The organism is uncultured Maribacter sp., from assembly GCF_947500985.1.
GTDB lineage: Bacteria > Bacteroidota > Bacteroidia > Flavobacteriales > Flavobacteriaceae > Maribacter.
This window is the reverse complement of the sequence record NZ_CANMTX010000005.1, coordinates 222,222-239,324: the sequence shown is the minus strand read 5'-3', so window position 1 is coordinate 239,324 and position 17,103 is coordinate 222,222. Positions and strand designations below refer to the sequence as shown.

Genomic DNA, 17,103 nt, shown 5'->3' with positions numbered 1-17,103 from the left:
AAAATAAAGAATTGTAAAACTTAGAAAGAAAATTATGCAAAAAGTTATTTCCGTTATTATTAAGACCAATTTATTGTTATTCGCTTTGGCAATGATTACAATAGCTAGTTGTTCCTCCGATAGTTCGGTAGAAGAACCTGAAACTATGGAAGAATCTAGCGACCCCGAAGAAGAAGAGATGATTCAAGAGGAGGAGCAAGAGAACAATGAAGAAGAGGAAACTGTTGATGAAGTATTTGGTTTAAGCGCAAATCTTGAACCATGGGAAAATTTTGACCTCTCTGATTGGGCAATAGATACACCCGCTGTAGATGAAGAAGATGGATTTTCTCAACGTTTTGGTGAACTCAATTGGGATCCACTAGCAACTAGTGATTCACGCCCATTCTTTTTTACGCACACGGATGGTGGTATGCGATTTGTTTCTACTGTTGGTGGTGCACGTACCAGTCAAAATACATCTTTTCCACGTTCTGAACTTCGTGAAATGTTACGTAGTGGTAATACAAGTATTTCTACTCAGGGAGCAAATGGTAATAATTGGGCACTTGGATATCAGCCGACGGGCACAAATCACGGAGGTCGAAATGGTACTTTAACAGCTACTTTAATGGTGAACCAAGTAACTACAACCGGTAATGGATTACACCCAGGAAGAACAATAATTGGTCAAATTCATGCTGACAATGATGAACCTGCAAGACTCTATTATAGAAAATTACCCAATGCCGATTTTGGCTGTCTTTATTTAGAGCATGAAATTCGTGATGGTGATGATGTTACCTTTAATTTAATTGGTGATGAAGATTGTAGTGGTAATGGTCCTGATGATGGTATTCAGTTAGATGAATTGTTTTCTTATGAAATTGTAAATGATAATGAGGATATTATTGTGCGGGTTCGTAGAGGTGATATGGATGGACCAATAATAGCAGAAACTACCGTAGATATGAATAGCTTAAACAGTGGCTACAATCTTGCTGACGAATGGATGTATTTTAAAGCAGGAGTATATACGCAAAACAATACAGGTAATGATGATGACAGTGATATTGTTACTTTTTACCGTCTCAATAATACTCACGATTCAAATTAATTCAGCATTGATAATTTATGATTCGTAATCATTAATAAAATAATTGCAAATACATAAAACTTAGCTCAGCCTAAAGAAGGCAAACCATTTAGTTTGCCTTCTTTAATATATGCAATCTTCAACTACGTTGAATATTTAATTTTTTAGAAAAGATTTCAATTCTTCATAGTTCGCTATTCTGATAGATTTTTTGTCTTTCCCCATTACTTTTTGAATTTGAGCAGGAATTTCCAATTTTTCATGAAGCGTTTCTTCAACGATATCCAAGAATTTTACCGGGTGAGCAGTTTCTAGAAAAATACCATAGGTGTTAGGGTGTTGTTCTTGATATTTTTTTAAACCTAGGTAACCTACTGCACCATGAGGGTCAGCAATATATCCATTGATGTTGTATATTTCCTTTAAGGCTTCTTTTGTTGTTTCATCATCAAATGGGTAGGAGGAAAGGTTCTTTTGTAAAGCTTCAAAATCATCTTGAAACAAATGTCTTATTCTTATGAAATTACTTGGATCACCAACATCCATTGCATTTGAAATAGTCGCCGTAGATGGTTTAGGATTATATGCTTTGGTTAGCATAAACTGCGGTACGGTATCATTTACATTTGTAGCCGCTATAAAATGTTTTACGGGCATGCCCAGACGTTGGGCAACAAGACCGGCACAGATATTTCCAAAGTTACCAGAAGGTACAGAGAATACAATCTCTTTACCTTTTGATTTTGCTTGCTTGTAAGCAAATAAGAAATAAAATAATTGTGGTAACCAACGAGCAACATTAATTGAATTCGCTGAAGTTAGCTTCATGTGATCAAGAAGTTCTTTATCTAAAAAGGCATTCTTAACCATAGCCTGGCAATCATCAAAAGTGCCATCAACTTCTAAAGCTGTTATATTTTCCCCCATAGTGGTCAGTTGTCGTTCCTGAATATCACTAACTTTTCCGCTTGGGTAAAGTATAACAACGTTTACAACTTCAACACCAAGAAAACCATTGGCTACTGCGCCTCCCGTATCACCAGACGTAGCTACAAGTACGGTTACTTCATTTTTTGTAGACCTTGAAAAATAGCCTAAACATTGTGCCATAAAACGAGCGCCAACATCTTTAAATGCCATCGTCGGACCATGGAAAAGCTCCAGAGTTCCAATATTGGGAGTGATTTCAACTACAGGGAAATCAAAATCTAGCACCTCTTTTAAAATGTTCTTCAAGACATCATCAGGTACAATGCCCGATACAAATTGCTGTATTGCCGTAAATGCAATTTCTTCGTTAGATAGGCTTTCAATATTCTCGAAAAAAGAACTAGGTAATGCATTAATTTCCTCCGGAAAATACAAACCTTTATCAGGTGCAATACCGTTAATAACCGCTGTATCAAAAGAAACGTTTGGTGCTTTATTATTTAAACTATAGAATTTCAAGTTGAATATTTTTAAATGTTATAATGAAAATGTGCTGAACTTATAAAATTTTAACGCCTTCCATATTAATTTTTGAAACATGTATTTCGTAAGCTATACCGATTTTATCATAAACCGTTTTCATCGCATTACCGACCTTTGTTGCTGTTTCGTTCCCTTTACTAAATGCAAAAATTGACGGTCCGGATCCTGAGATGCCAGAGCCTAAGGCACCAGCTTCTAGAGAAACCTTTTTTACTTCATCAAAACCAGGGATTAATATAGAACGAATAGGCTCTACAATATGGTCTTCTAAAGAACGACCAATTAAGTCATAGTCTTCTTTGAATAATCCGGCAACTAAACCACCTACATTTCCCCATTGTTTAATACCGGTTTCCATAGAAATAGTAGTTTTCAGAATCTTTCTAGAATCTGATGTTTTTATCTCTATCTGCGGATGTATAATAGTAACATATAATTCTGAAGGAGCAGGGATAGTAATTACATCTAGCGGACTATAGCTGCGCACCAATGTAAACCCACCAAATAGGGCAGGGGCTACATTGTCTGCATGGGCAACATCACTTGCCAAACGCTCACCTTCCATGGCGAATTTTACTAATTCTGTTTTACTGAACGGGTTACCCAATAAATGGTTCATTGCCCAGACAGCACCTGCAGAACTTGCGGCGCTACTACCAATACCACTACCGGGTTTTATTTTTTTATTGATTTCAATTTCGAATCCGCCATCATAATCAGATGCTAATAAGAATGCATTACCTGCTACACCTGCTACGTTATTCAAGGTTTCTTTTGGTAGGTCTTGTCCTGTTAGTTTGGTGATTCTAATACCCTTTTGGGGCACTTTTCTCACTATCATGTCATCACCGACCGAGTCTAGGGCAACCCCTAGAACATCAAATCCGCATGAAACATTTGCTACTGTAGCAGGGCAAAAAACTTTAATTTCGTTTTGGCTCATAATGAATACTCTTGTTATGAAATTTAGAAATTACCAATTCGTATAATATCCGCAAATATACCAGAAGCTGTTACTGCAGCTCCGGCACCAGCACCTTTAATGATCATTGGTTGATTAGGATATCTTTCTGTATAAAAAAGCACGATATTATCACTACCCTCTAGGTTGTAAAAATCGTGTCCCTTAGGTATTTCTTGTAAACCTACACTTGCTTTGCCATTATCAAACTGAGCAACATATTTCAATTTACTATCTGCATTTTTTGCACTAGTGTATAAGGACTGAAAATGAGCTTCATTTTGTATTAGAGAAGCAAAGAACTCATCATTATTAGCTGTGTTTAAACTTTCTTCAGGCAAGAATGGTTTGTTGGTAATATCGCTGATTTCTAATTGATTTCCACTCTCACGAGCTAAAATTAATATTTTACGCATTACGTCAACTCCACTTAAATCAATTTTTGGATCAGGTTCTGTATATCCCTCTTCCTGAGCTTGTTTTACCACATCATGAAAGGTGGTTTTATCATTGAAGTTATTGAAAACAAAGTTTAAACTTCCTGAAAGAACAGCCTGAATTTTAAGGATTTTATCTCCGGATGCAATTAGGTGTTTTAAAGTGTCAATTATGGGTAGCCCAGCGCCAACGTTAGTTTCGAATAAGAAAGGAGCGTTATATGTTCTTGCTAAGGATTTTAAATGAGAATAGTTCTCAAAGGCAGAAGAACAAGCAATTTTATTACAAGTAACTACAGAAATACTATTACCTAAATATTCGCTGTACGTTTTAGAAACCTCTTCACTTGCTGTGTTATCAACAAAGATGCTATTTCTATAGTTTAGGCTATTTACCAATTCTAAAAATTTAACCTTGTCGGCTTTTTCACCTGCCGCAAGTTTGGCTGACCAATCATTTAGGTCAATCCCTTTTTCATCAAAAAGCATAGTTCTTGAGTTGGACATTCCTATAACTCGAATGTTCAATTTTAAATTCTCTTTCAAGAATTTACGTTGCTCTTTAATTTGCTCTAGAAATTTAGCCCCAACATTACCAACACCCATTACAAATAGGTTTAATTGCTTAATGTTTTCTTCAAAAAACTCTTCGTGCAATGCATTCAGTGCTTTTTTGACATCCTTTTCATCTATAATACAAGAAATGTTTCTTTCAGACGCACCTTGGGCAATCACTCTAATATTGACATTGTTTTTGCCAAGAGTGCTGAACATTTTACCGCTCAATCCTTGATGGCTTTTCATATTGTCACCAACTAGGGCAACAATTGCTAAATCTTTTTCAGGTATTACTTCTTTTATGCGACCTCTTTCAATTTCATATTCAAAGGCTTCATTCACAATATTTACTGCCTTTTCAACATCATTTGCAGAAATACCAACACAGATAGAATGCTCAGAAGACGCTTGTGTTATAAGAACTACGCTAATATCTGCTTGAGAAAGAACTTCAAAAAAGCGCTTTGAAATACCTGGTATACCTACCATTCCCGGTCCTTCCAAAGATAGCAAAGCAATATTGCCAATATGGCTTATTCCACGAACTGTCTTTCCTTTTTCATTTTTAGATTTTGTAATTAATGTTCCAGCCTCATCAGGACTAAAAGTGTTCTTAATAACAATAGATATGCCTTTAGATAATACAGGTTGAATAGTAGGCGGATAAAGCACTTTAGCACCAAAATGAGACAGCTCCATAGCTTCCTCATATGAAATATGCGGAATAGCTTTTGCTTGCTTTACCATTTTTGGATTCGCAGTATACATGCCACTAACATCTGTCCAAATCTCTAAAACATCTGCATCAATAGCGGCAGCATATATTGCTGCAGTATAATCAGAGCCACCTCTGCCTAAAGTAGTAGATACTCCTTCTTCAGAAGTAGCTATAAATCCTGGGCAAACGGTTACTTTCTTATTTGAAGCTTTGAAATAATCTAGGCAGTTAGCATTGGTTTTTGCGAAATTGACGACATTCTTGCCGTTAAGCTTATGTGTAATTATCAGCTCTCTACTGTCTTTAAATTCAGCGTCTAATTTTTCACTAACAAGGTATTCGCTGATAATATAAGAAGAAAGAAGTTCTCCATAGCTAACTATTTTATCAGATAATTTCGGAGTGATTTCTCCAATAAAAAAAGCACCTTCCAAAAGAGTTTCCAATACGTTGAACTCGCTCTTAACTTTACTAAGTACTTTACTTTGTGCCGTTACAGGTATTAGTTCTTTTATGGTAGAAAGATGTCTTTCTTCTAATGTGCTAAGAATTTCTTTGTAAGATTGATCTTGAGTAGAAGCTAATGACCCAGCTTCTAATAATAGATCCGTTACACCTCCTAAAGCAGAAACAACCAGAATTATCGGGTCATTATACTTGGAGATTATATTCTTAATTTTAATTATATTTTCGGGTTTGGCTACAGATGAACCACCAAATTTTAGAACTTTCATGATATGAAATATTGACTTTGTAATTTAAGATATGGTGTAATTAAACACGGGTACGGAGAAATATAGTTTTTAACCCCTAAGGGTGAACCATGCAGTTGTTGTACCATAAGTAATAGTAGCTGTAGTGAAATCGAATGTTATGTCTGTTTTATAGCAGTCCATAAATACTAATGGTTGAAAATCAAAAGTAGTACATTTGATATCCTAAACAAATGATTCCACAATTTTTTATGGAATCGTTACTTTTTAGATGTAAAAAAAATAAAGAATGAAATTATACAGTGCAAAACAGATTTATAAAGCAGATCAGATTTCTATAAAAAAAGAAGAAATAGGCAGCAATGAATTGATGGAACGCGCAGCCTTACAACTCTTCAATTGGATGCATTTGCGTATGCAAGGCGCCCCAGTAAAAATACATTTATTCTGCGGTATTGGTAATAATGGGGGAGATGGTATTGCCCTTGCCAGACACCTAGTGGATCATGGTTATAATGTAGAAGTGTATGTTATTAATTATAGTGAGAAGCGCTCAAAAGATTTTCTGATAAATTTAGATAGACTGAAAGATCGCAAGGTTTGGCCTCATTTTATGAATTGTGATGATGAGCTACCAGAAATTGGTAGGGAGGATATTATTGTAGACGGAATTTTTGGAATTGGATTAAATAGAACACCAGACGCATGGGTAACAAAAGTAATTCAGTATTTAAATAATTCTCAAGCTTTCATTCTATCTATTGATATTCCTTCGGGATTATTTACAGATAAAGGTCCCGAAGATTTTGAGGCAATTATAAAATCTAATTTTGTGTTGAGTTTTCAAACTCCGAAACTAGTTTTTTTCTTGCCTGAAACAGGAAAGTATATAGAACAGTGGGAAGTTTTAGATATTGGGTTAGATCCGGAATATTTAAGGGTGACGGAAACCGATTATGAATTAATTGGAAAGAATGAAGTACTTACAATGTACAAGCCGCGTGAGAAATATGGACATAAGGGAACTTACGGACATTCTTTAATTATTGGAGGTAGTTATGGTAAAATGGGCTCAGTATGTCTGTCGTCTAAAGCTGCACTTTATTCAGGTAGCGGTTTAGTAACATCTTATGTTCCAAGAATAGGATATAACATTTTGCAGACCTCATTACCTGAAATTATGGTTTTAACCGATGCCAATGAAAATGAACTTACAGATATAAAGATAGAAATAGAACCAACGGTCATAGGAGTAGGTATTGGGATAGGAACAAGTGAGGCAACCGTTAAAGCTTTATCTAGTTTTCTGAAAAGTAATAAGCTGCCATTGGTACTTGATGCTGATGCGCTTAATATTCTTTCTAAGAATAAAGATTTTCTGAAAGAATTGCCAGAAGATTCTATTTTGACTCCGCATCCAAAAGAACTAGAGCGTTTGATAGGAAAATGGAAAGACGATTTCGAGAAACTTTCTAAGGTGAAGAAATTTTCGAAAAAGTATAAATGTATTTTAGTAATTAAAGGTGCGCACACTATTATAGTGCAAAATGGAAAAGGTTATGTAAACACAACTGGTAACCCAGGTATGGCTACTGCAGGAAGTGGCGATGTATTGACAGGTGTGATTACAGGCTTACGAGCACAAGGCTATGCTGCATTAGATGCTGCAATTTTCGGAGTTTATTTGCATGGTAAAGCCGGTGATATTGCAGTGGAGTCTACAGGTTTTCAATCCTTAACAGCATCACATCTAATAGATAATTTAGCTGGAGCTTACTTAGATCTGTTTAAAATGCCAGAACAGCCTGTTGTAGAAGAAGAAAATCAACCAAGTTGATTTTCTTTTAAGAGTTAACTCTTCTTTTTACCCATTTTAAAGCATTATCAAATTCAATGAAAAACTTCATTGGTTTTTTGTAAAACAGTTTTTCAATCTTAAAGTTATGCATGTCTATTTCTTTGACAGAAACAATAGCAAAAGCTTTAAGGTTGTCTAGCTGTTTTAGATAATTGTAAATGGTAGGGTCGATGGCAAATGAATTTTTGCGTAGACTTATAAAACCAAAATTTTTGTCTCTAAAGTGAATTTCAGATATACCAATAATTTGATATGCTCTTTCTAGAGTTAATGTGGCCCCTTCATCAAAGATGGATACCATGTAGTTATCATATACTTGAATTTTTCCTGTTTCTAATTCGTATTCCCTTACAATTACCTTTTTTTTGGTAGATCCAATCTTCATTCTATTCGTATTAATATAGTGTGTCTGAAGCGAAAATATAAGGAACTACTTTCTCTGAGTAAATTTTTAGTTTAAACGCGAAAATATCGTTCATACTGCTTATACCTACTATTCTGTGTATTTTTATTCTTACATTTGAAAATGAATTGTACGAAAAAGGAGCCCTACACAGGGCTCCTTTTTTATATTCCAGTAAAGTATAAATACCTATGTTTTAGGCGATTCTTCCTCTGCTTTTTCAATTTTGATGGTCAATTCTTCACTTTTCTTATCAAGATCGATATAAATGCTATCTCCCTCTTTAAGTTTCGAATTTACTATTTCTTCCGCAAGGGCATCTTCAATGTATTTCTGAATTGCTCTTTTAAGCGGTCTGGCTCCGTATTGTTTGTCAAAGCCTTTCTCTGCGATATAGTCTTTAGCTTCATCTGTAAGATTCAAGTGGTAACCAATATCTTTGATTCTCTTGAACAACTTAGCTAATTCAATATCTATAATCTTATGTATGTCTTCTCTCTCTAAAGCATTAAATACGATTACATCATCAATTCTATTTAAGAATTCAGGAGCAAAAGCTTTTTTCAAAGCATTTTCGATAACACCTTTTTGATGAGAGTGTTCTTGTGACTTTTTGGCAGAAGTACCGAAACCGACACCTTGACCAAAGTCTTTTAATTGTCGTGCGCCAATATTAGAAGTCATTATTATAATAGTATTTCTAAAATCGATTTTACGACCAAGACTATCAGTTAAGAAGCCATCGTCCAATACCTGTAAAAGCATATTGAATACATCTGGATGCGCTTTCTCAACTTCATCAAGCAGAATTACAGAGTAAGGTTTTCTTCTAACTTTTTCAGTCAATTGACCGCCTTCTTCGTAACCAACGTATCCTGGAGGTGCACCAACTAATCTAGAGATGGCAAACTTCTCCATATACTCACTCATATCTATACGAATAAGTGCGTCTTCAGAATCAAAAAGTTCTTTTGCCAATACTTTTGCCAACTGTGTTTTACCAACACCTGTCTGTCCTAAAAATATAAACGAACCAATTGGCTTGTTAGGATCTTTTAGTCCGGCTCTGTTACGTTGTATTGCTTTAGAAACCTTTGCAACCGCATCATCTTGACCTATTACGTTCGATTTAATAAGCTCTGGTAATCCGGCTAACTTGTTACTTTCTGTTTGTGCAATTCTATTTACAGGAATTCCACTCATCATTGAAACAACATCGGCAACATTATCTTCGCTTACAGTTTCTTTGTTAAGTTTACTGTCATCTTCCCAGCGCTCTTGAGCGATAGCAAGTTCCTTTTCTAGACTTTTTTCGTCATCACGTAACTTGGCAGCTTCTTCATATTTCTGCTTTTTGACAACGCTGTTCTTAAGTTCGCGCACATCTTCCAATTTCTTTTCTAATTCAAGAATTTGTTTTGGAACGTCCATATTAACAATGTGTACACGAGAACCAGCTTCGTCAAGAGCATCAATAGCCTTGTCTGGTAAAAAACGATCAGTCATGTACCTACTTGTTAATTTAACACAAGCTTCAATAGCCTCATCAGTATAGGTTACATTATGGTGATCTTCGTATTTACCTTTAATGTTATGTAAAATTTCAATCGTCTCGTCAATAGTAGTCGGTTCAACAATTACTTTTTGAAAACGTCTTTCTAAAGCACCATCTTTTTCAATATACTGTCTGTACTCATCAAGGGTAGTGGCACCAATACATTGAATTTCGCCTCTTGCTAATGCTGGTTTGAACATATTCGAAGCATCTAAACTTCCGGTAGCTCCACCTGCACCTACAATGGTATGAATTTCGTCAATGAATAAAATGACATCATCATTTTTTTCTAGCTCGTTCATTACTGCCTTCATTCGCTCTTCGAACTGTCCACGGTATTTTGTACCGGCAACTAAAGAAGCAAGATCAAGAGTAACAACTCTTTTGTTGTAAAGAATTCTAGAAACTTTTTTGTCAATTATACGTAAGGCAAGACCCTCTGCAATGGCACTTTTACCAACACCTGGCTCACCTATAAGTAATGGGTTGTTCTTTTTTCTTCTACTAAGAATCTGAGAAACCCTTTCTATTTCTTTTTCTCTACCAACAACAGGGTCTAGTTTATTTTCTTCTGCCATTTGGGTAAGGTCCCTACCAAAATTATCTAATACCGGAGTTTTAGATTTTTTTGTACCCTTCTGGCTAGAAGCAGCACCAAAAGTGCTTTCCTTGCCTTCGTTTGTGTCTTCAGAATCACTAGGGAAAGATTCGGCCGTTGGGCCGTCTACTATATCGTCGTCGCTTGTAATCATAAATTTAAACTGTTCCTTGACGCCATCATAATCAACTTTTAATTTATGTAAAAGCTTCGTAGTAGGGTCATTTTCATTTCTAAGGATACAAAGTAAAAGGTGTGCAGTATTGATAGAAGAACTTTGAAAAAGTTTAGCTTCTAAAAAAGTAGTTTTCAATGCACGTTCAGCTTGCCTTGTTAAGTGCAAGTTCTTTTTATCTTTTTGTACGCCACTAGCGTTAGGGTTAGAAGGGCTAAGTATTTCTACTTTTCTACGTAGGTGTTCCAGGTCAACTTCTAAAGCATCTAAAATGCTTATAGCCTTCCCGTTTCCATCTCTAAGAAGCCCTAGCATGAGGTGCTCGGTACCGATAAAATCGTGACCAAGTCGCAATGCTTCCTCCTTGCTATAAGCAATTACATCCTTTACTCTTGGGGAAAAATTATCATCCATATACTATATTATCTTCTATAAAATTACTAAATCTCATTCAATCAATGGCAAATACCGTACCTATAATCGTTAAAGTTATTGTAAAACCCATTAAATGTGCGACTCTGAGCATGAAAATGACCGTATATAATGAAAATTAACATTTCTTGGGCATGTGTTAATAAAATTTGATATAATTAAAACGACTTAGTCTTTAAACGCTTAGGATTTAAGTATATTGGCATGCTTTTTTACTAATTAAAAAACATAAGATTTTAAGATGGCTGACGGTGAAAAATTGATTCCCATTAACATTGAAGACGAAATGAAATCTGCTTACATTGATTATTCAATGTCGGTCATTGTGTCACGAGCCCTGCCAGATGTCAGGGACGGATTAAAACCCGTGCACAGAAGAGTTCTTTTTGGAATGCATGAATTAGGGGTTAGAAGTAATAGCTCGCATAAAAAATCTGCCCGTATTGTGGGTGAGGTTCTTGGTAAGTATCACCCGCATGGTGATACTTCTGTATATGATGCCATGGTTCGTATGGCACAAGAATGGAGTCTACGATATATGCTTGTAGATGGACAAGGTAACTTTGGTTCTGTTGATGGTGATAGCCCTGCAGCAATGCGTTATACGGAAGCCCGTATGCGTAAGATTGCAGATGATATGCTTATCGATATTGAAAAGGAAACTGTAGATTATCAATTGAATTTTGATGATTCTTTGAAAGAACCAACTGTTCTACCTACTAGAGTTCCTGCTTTATTAGTTAATGGAGCATCTGGTATTGCTGTAGGTATGGCTACCAATATGCCTCCACATAACCTAGCGGAAGTCATTGATGGTACTGTTGCGTATATAGACAATAATGATATTGAAATAGATGAGTTGATTACGCATATTAAAGCGCCAGATTTTCCAACGGGAGGTATTATTTACGGCTATGATGGTGTAAAAGAAGCTTTTCATACAGGAAGAGGGCGTGTAAAAATGCGTGCTAAAGCAACTTTTGAAGAAGTTCAGGGTCGTGAATGTATTGTTGTTACGGAAATACCTTATCAGGTCAACAAGGCCGATATGATCAAGAAAACTGCTGATCTTGTTAACGACAAAAAATTGGAGGGTATATCCAATATTAGAGATGAATCTGACCGTAACGGTATGCGTATCGTGTATATCTTAAAAAGAGATGCAATTCCTAATATCGTTTTAAATATGCTGTTCAAGTATACGGCATTACAAACTTCATTTAGTGTTAATAACATTGCCTTGGTGAATGGAAGGCCTCAGTTATTGAATGTGAAGGAAATGATTCACTATTTCGTTGAGCATAGACATGAAGTTGTAGTTAGACGTACACAGTTTGAATTAAAGAAGGCAGAAGATCGCGCTCACATATTAGAAGGTTTAATTATTGCTTCTGATAATATTGATGAGGTAATTGCTATAATAAGAGCTTCTAATAATGCTGATGAAGCAAGAGCAAACTTAATTGAACGTTTCAAATTAAGTGAAATTCAAGCGAAGGCAATTGTAGAAATGAGACTTCGTCAACTTACTGGTCTGGAGCAAGATAAGCTAAGGACCGAGTATGATGAAATTATGCTTCTTATTGCAGATCTTAAAGATATTCTTGATAAGAAAGAACGTAGAATGTCTATTATTAAAGATGAGCTTCTTGAAATTAAAGGTAAGTACGGAGATGAAAGAAGATCTGTAATTAATATTGCAGGTGGTGATCTTAGTATGGAAGATATGATACCAGATGAGCAGGTTGTTATTACAATATCTCATGCCGGTTATATTAAAAGAACTCCGTTAACAGAATACAAGACACAAAATAGAGGTGGTGTTGGTCAAAAAGCATCATCTACAAGAAATGAAGATTTCTTAGAGCATTTGTTCGTTGGTACCAACCATCAATATATGTTGTTCTTTACACAAAAAGGAAAATGTTTCTGGATGCGTGTATTTGAAATACCGGAAGGAAGTAGAACATCTAAAGGTAGGGCAATACAGAATCTTATAAATATTGAACAAGGAGATAGTGTAAAAGCATTCATTTGTACGCAAGATTTAAAAGATGAAGAGTATATCAATGCGCATTATGTTATTATGGCAACTAAGAAAGGTGTTGTTAAGAAAACATCTTTAGAGCAATACTCTAGACCACGTCAAAATGGTATAAATGCCATTACCGTTCGTGATGGTGATGAATTGCTTGAAGCTAAATTAACTACTGGTTCAAGTGAGATTTTCTTAGGACTTAAATCTGGTAAGGCCATTCGTTTTGAAGAGAGTAAGACGAGACCAATGGGTAGAAATGCTTCTGGTGTTCGTGGTATCACTTTGGCGAATGATGACGACGAGGTAATTGGAATGGTGTCGGTACATAATTTCGAAGATGAAATATTGGTTGTTTCAGAAAAAGGTTATGGAAAACGTTCAAGCATTGAAGATTACAGAGTTACCAATAGAGGTGGTAAAGGAGTTAAGACTATTAGTGTAACAGATAAAACTGGTGGACTTGTAGCTATTAAAAACGTTACTGATTCTGATGATTTAATGATTATCAATAAATCTGGAATTGCAATACGAATGAGCGTAGAAGATTTACGTGTAATGGGTAGGGCAACACAAGGTGTTAGATTGATAAATATTAAAGGTAATGACTCTATTGCAGCAGTTGCAAAAGTGATGAAGGATGAAGATGATTTAGAAGAAGCAGAAATACTTGATATTGAGGTAGATGTCGATAATGGCACGGAGATTGATAATTCTGAACCCGAAGAAGGTACAGGGACTGATAATTCTGAAACTGAAGATTAAGTATCAAAAAATTAAACACTAATAATTAATATATTAAAGATGAAAAATAGATTATTACTTGTAGCGGCCCTATCATTTACAATGATTGGTTTTGCTCAAAAAAATGAAATAAAAGCTGCTGAAAAGGCTTTAAAGTCAGGTGATGCCGCAACGGCGCAAACTGCTCTTGAGGCTGCATCTGGAACTATTGCAGCTGCAGATGAGAAGACGCAAGCACAATATTATTTCACTAGAGGTAAAATTTATAGCGATTTGGCTAAAAAAGGAAATAATGATGCATTTGAAAAATCTGCAACTTCTTTCAAAAAGGTTATAGAATTAGAAGAAGCTTCTGGTAAGCAAAAATATACTGCTGAAACAAACCAATACATGGCATCTTTAACGGCTGACCTTGTAAACTCTGCTGTTAGTGATAATAGTAATAGTAAGTTTAAAGAAGCTGCTGAAAAGTTGTATATGAGCTATACGCTTAGTCCAAAAGATACTTCTTATTTATACTACGCAGCAGGTAGTGCTGTAAACGGTGGTCATTATGAAATGGCTTTAGATTACTATGATAAACTACAAGTGGTAGGTTATGATGGTAGTGCGGTAGTGTACAAAGCTACTAATGCAGCTTCTGGTGAGGTTGAAGAAATGGATAAGGTTCAACGTGATCTTATGGTAAAATCAGGTACGTATTCAAACCCGGTAGATGAGAAAACGCCATCTAAAAAAGCTGAGATTGTTAAGAATACAGCATTGATCTATACGCAATTAGGTCAAGATGAAAAAGCTTTAGAGGCTTATGAGGCGGCTAGAAAAAATGATCCAGAAGATGTAAATCTTATTCTAAATGAAGCAAACTTATATTTCAAGCAAGGAAATAAGGATAAGTTTAAAGAATTAATGGCTCAAGCGATCGCTTTGGCTCCAGATAATCCTGATTTACATTATAATGTTGGTGTAATAAGCATGGAGCAAGATAATTATGCAGATGCACGAGTATCTTATAAAAAAGCTATTGAAATTGATCCTAAGTATACTAATGCATATTTAAATCTTTCTACGACATATGTTAATGAAGGTAATGCATTAATCGATGAAATGAATTCATTAGGTAACTCTAGAGCTGATATTGCAAAATATGATGAGCTTAAAGAGAAGAAAGATGGTTTGTTCAAGCAAGGTGCTGATGTTTTAGAAGATGCGTTGAAAAACAATCCTGAAAGTGAAAATATAATGACTCAGCTTAAGAATATCTATGGAGCAATGGGTGATACTGAAAACTTTACGAAAATGAAGAAGATGTTAGGTGAGTAATTACAAACCTAACAATAAAATAAAAGGCCCTTATTAAGGGCCTTTTTTTATACTATTTTTTTAATGACTCGTAACTGATGTGTGTATATTCTAATGTCATTATTGAAAATTCCTGTGTGGTCTAAGCGGTCAACCCTAACTTTTCCGTTTACATGAATAACATAGTTATTTTCTATAATAATGCCAACATGATTAATTTCGCCATTGGCATTGTCAAAAAAGGCTAAATCGCCAGTCTCACTTTCTTCTAAAAAACTTAGGGCTGTACCCTGTGTAGATTGTTCTTGTGCAGATCGTAAAATGCTATATCCATTAATTTTATATACCATTTGAACGAATCCGGCATTATCGATGCCAAAAGTTGATTTTCCTCCTTTCAATTCCGGAGAATTTAAATAGAGCAATGAAGTTTTAACTAAATTCTCTTTAGGTTGTGGCTCACTTAAAAGTTTGCCTTCAAAATTAACCGACAGCGACGGAGTGTTGGTAATACAAGACCCTATAAGAATAGGGGTAAGTATTTGATTGGCATCTTCAACATATGATATTAACTCAGTAACATAGCTCTTATTTTTATGTGCCTGAATGTCATTAAACTCATCCTCAGGTATAAAAAACAGCTGGCTATTCATTATCCAGCCTTCACACTTATCGAAAATGGTTTTTATTCTAGACCAATTTTTTCGGCATTCCAAAATTTTAAAGTGCTCCCCAAATAGAAGTTGTGTAACTAATTCAGCTGGCGTACTTCTTACAGGAATAATGCTTAACTGACAAATACCGTATTGCATGCAATTTTTTATCCACTTAAACCTTTTCAATAATTATTGCTGAAGCACCACCGCCACCATTACAAATTGCAGCTGCGCCAAGTTTAGCATCATTTTGCTCCAATACGTTTAGTAATGTTATTAAAATACGTGCGCCAGAACATCCTAAAGGGTGTCCTAAAGAAACAGCACCACCATTTACATTAACATTTTTGTCATCTAGACCTAATATTTTCATATTGGCAAGACCAACTACAGAAAATGCCTCGTTAAATTCGAAGAAATCAATTTCTTCCAATTTTAAATTAGATTTTGCTAGAGCCTTCGGTAATGCTTTTGCTGGGGCTGTAGTAAACCATTCAGGTTCATGAGCTGCATCAGCATAACTTTTTATAACGGCTAATGGTTTTAGGTTTAGCTCTTCTGCCTTTTCTCTACTCATTAAAACTAATGCCGCAGCACCGTCGTTAATAGTTGAGGCATTTGCAGCGGTAACTGTTCCGTCTTTTGAAAATGCAGGTCTTAAATTTGGAATCTTATCAATAAATACATTACTGAATTCTTCATCTTTGGTAACCATTTTAGGTTCTCCACGTCTTTGAGGTACTGCTAAAGGAATAACCTCGTTGTCAAATTTTCCATTTTCCCAAGCATCGGCAGATCTCTTGTAAGACTGAATAGCATAGGCATCTTGATCTTCTCTGCTAAATTCATATTCAGTAGCACATGCATCAGCACAAACACCCATGGCGTTTTCATCATATGCATCAACTAAACCGTCTTTTTGCATACCATCTATCAAAGTGGTAGGTCCAAATTTGGTACCTGTTCTCAAATGAACATAATGAGGAATTAGGCTCATATTTTCCATTCCACCTGCAACAACAACATCTGCATCACCTAACGCAATAGCTTGTGCACCTTGCATTACCGCTTTCATACCAGAGGCACAAACTTTATTTATGGTTGTACAAGGTACGGTGTTAGGAATACCGGCAAATATAGCAGCTTGTCTTGCAGGTGCTTGACCTGTGCCAGCTTGTACTACATTGCCCATTATTACTTCATCTACTAATGTAGGTGAAAGGTTGATTTTTTTTAATGCGCCTTCAATAGCAATTGCTCCTAGTTTCGGAGCTGGAACTGTTGATAATCCGCCCATAAAACTTCCTATTGGAGTTCTTACGGCTGATACGATAACGACTTCTTTCATGTTTTTTGTTATTTGATTACACGAAATTACTAAATTCTGTAGCAACCCGCGGGATATCGTTT

The 17,103-nt window shown here is 35.6% G+C and carries 11 protein-coding genes; 4 read left to right on the top strand and 7 right to left on the bottom strand.

The window, feature by feature from the left end:
* Positions 1-34 precede the first annotated feature (34 nt).
* Entirely contained in the window at positions 35-1,096 is a 1,062-nt protein-coding gene (locus Q0871_RS12920) for a polysaccharide lyase family 7 protein (RefSeq protein WP_299324252.1), read from the top strand.
* 135 nt (positions 1,097-1,231) lie between these two features.
* On the opposite strand, the gene thrC is transcribed toward Q0871_RS12920, so the two are convergent.
* From thrC to thrA, 3 genes are read right to left on the bottom strand one after another with little or no spacing between them, the layout of a single operon-like run.
* Complete coding sequence (gene thrC / locus Q0871_RS12915) at positions 1,232-2,524, bottom strand: threonine synthase (protein ID WP_299324247.1); 1,293 nt, start codon at positions 2,522-2,524, stop codon at positions 1,232-1,234.
* Between the two features lie 40 nt (positions 2,525-2,564).
* The gene (locus Q0871_RS12910) at positions 2,565-3,491 is read right to left on the bottom strand and encodes a homoserine kinase (RefSeq protein WP_299324241.1); all 927 of its coding nucleotides are present in this window, start codon (positions 3,489-3,491) and stop codon (positions 2,565-2,567) included.
* Between the two features lie 23 nt (positions 3,492-3,514).
* Positions 3,515-5,956 carry a bifunctional aspartate kinase/homoserine dehydrogenase I gene (gene thrA, locus Q0871_RS12905; protein ID WP_299324237.1) on the bottom strand — a complete coding sequence of 814 codons (2,442 nt, stop codon included), beginning with the start codon at positions 5,954-5,956 and terminating at the stop codon, positions 3,515-3,517.
* A gap of 268 nt (positions 5,957-6,224) precedes the next feature.
* Here thrA and Q0871_RS12900 point away from each other — a divergent pair, with 268 nt between their 5' ends.
* A complete protein-coding gene (locus Q0871_RS12900; protein ID WP_299324232.1) occupies positions 6,225-7,772 on the top strand; it encodes an NAD(P)H-hydrate dehydratase in 1,548 nt (515 codons plus the stop codon).
* A 7-nt stretch (positions 7,773-7,779) separates the two neighbouring features.
* On the opposite strand, the gene Q0871_RS12895 is transcribed toward Q0871_RS12900, so the two are convergent.
* A complete protein-coding gene (locus tag Q0871_RS12895; protein ID WP_073245582.1) occupies positions 7,780-8,178 on the bottom strand; it encodes an STAS/SEC14 domain-containing protein in 399 nt (132 codons plus the stop codon).
* 207 nt (positions 8,179-8,385) lie between these two features.
* Positions 8,386-10,938 carry an ATP-dependent Clp protease ATP-binding subunit gene (locus Q0871_RS12890; protein ID WP_299324215.1) on the bottom strand — a complete coding sequence of 851 codons (2,553 nt, stop codon included), beginning with the start codon at positions 10,936-10,938 and terminating at the stop codon, positions 8,386-8,388.
* Between the two features lie 259 nt (positions 10,939-11,197).
* On the opposite strand from Q0871_RS12890, the gene gyrA reads away from it, so the two are divergent.
* Both gyrA and Q0871_RS12880 read left to right on the top strand, forming a co-directional pair.
* Positions 11,198-13,756, top strand: coding sequence for a DNA gyrase subunit A (gyrA, locus tag Q0871_RS12885; protein ID WP_299324212.1), 2,559 nt, complete (start codon positions 11,198-11,200; stop codon positions 13,754-13,756).
* A gap of 39 nt (positions 13,757-13,795) precedes the next feature.
* On the top strand, positions 13,796-15,058 hold the full coding sequence (locus Q0871_RS12880) for a tetratricopeptide repeat protein (RefSeq protein WP_299324207.1): 1,263 nt from the start codon (positions 13,796-13,798) through the stop codon (positions 15,056-15,058).
* A 47-nt stretch (positions 15,059-15,105) separates the two neighbouring features.
* Here Q0871_RS12880 and Q0871_RS12875 read toward each other — a convergent pair whose 3' ends face one another.
* On the bottom strand, positions 15,106-15,849 hold the full coding sequence (locus tag Q0871_RS12875) for an NlpC/P60 family protein (RefSeq protein WP_299324198.1): 744 nt from the start codon (positions 15,847-15,849) through the stop codon (positions 15,106-15,108).
* Between the two features lie 16 nt (positions 15,850-15,865).
* Positions 15,866-17,041: an acetyl-CoA C-acyltransferase gene (locus tag Q0871_RS12870; RefSeq protein ID WP_299324194.1), complete on the bottom strand. Its 1,176-nt coding sequence runs from the start codon at positions 17,039-17,041 to the stop codon at positions 15,866-15,868.
* Between the last annotated feature and the right edge of the window lie 62 nt (positions 17,042-17,103).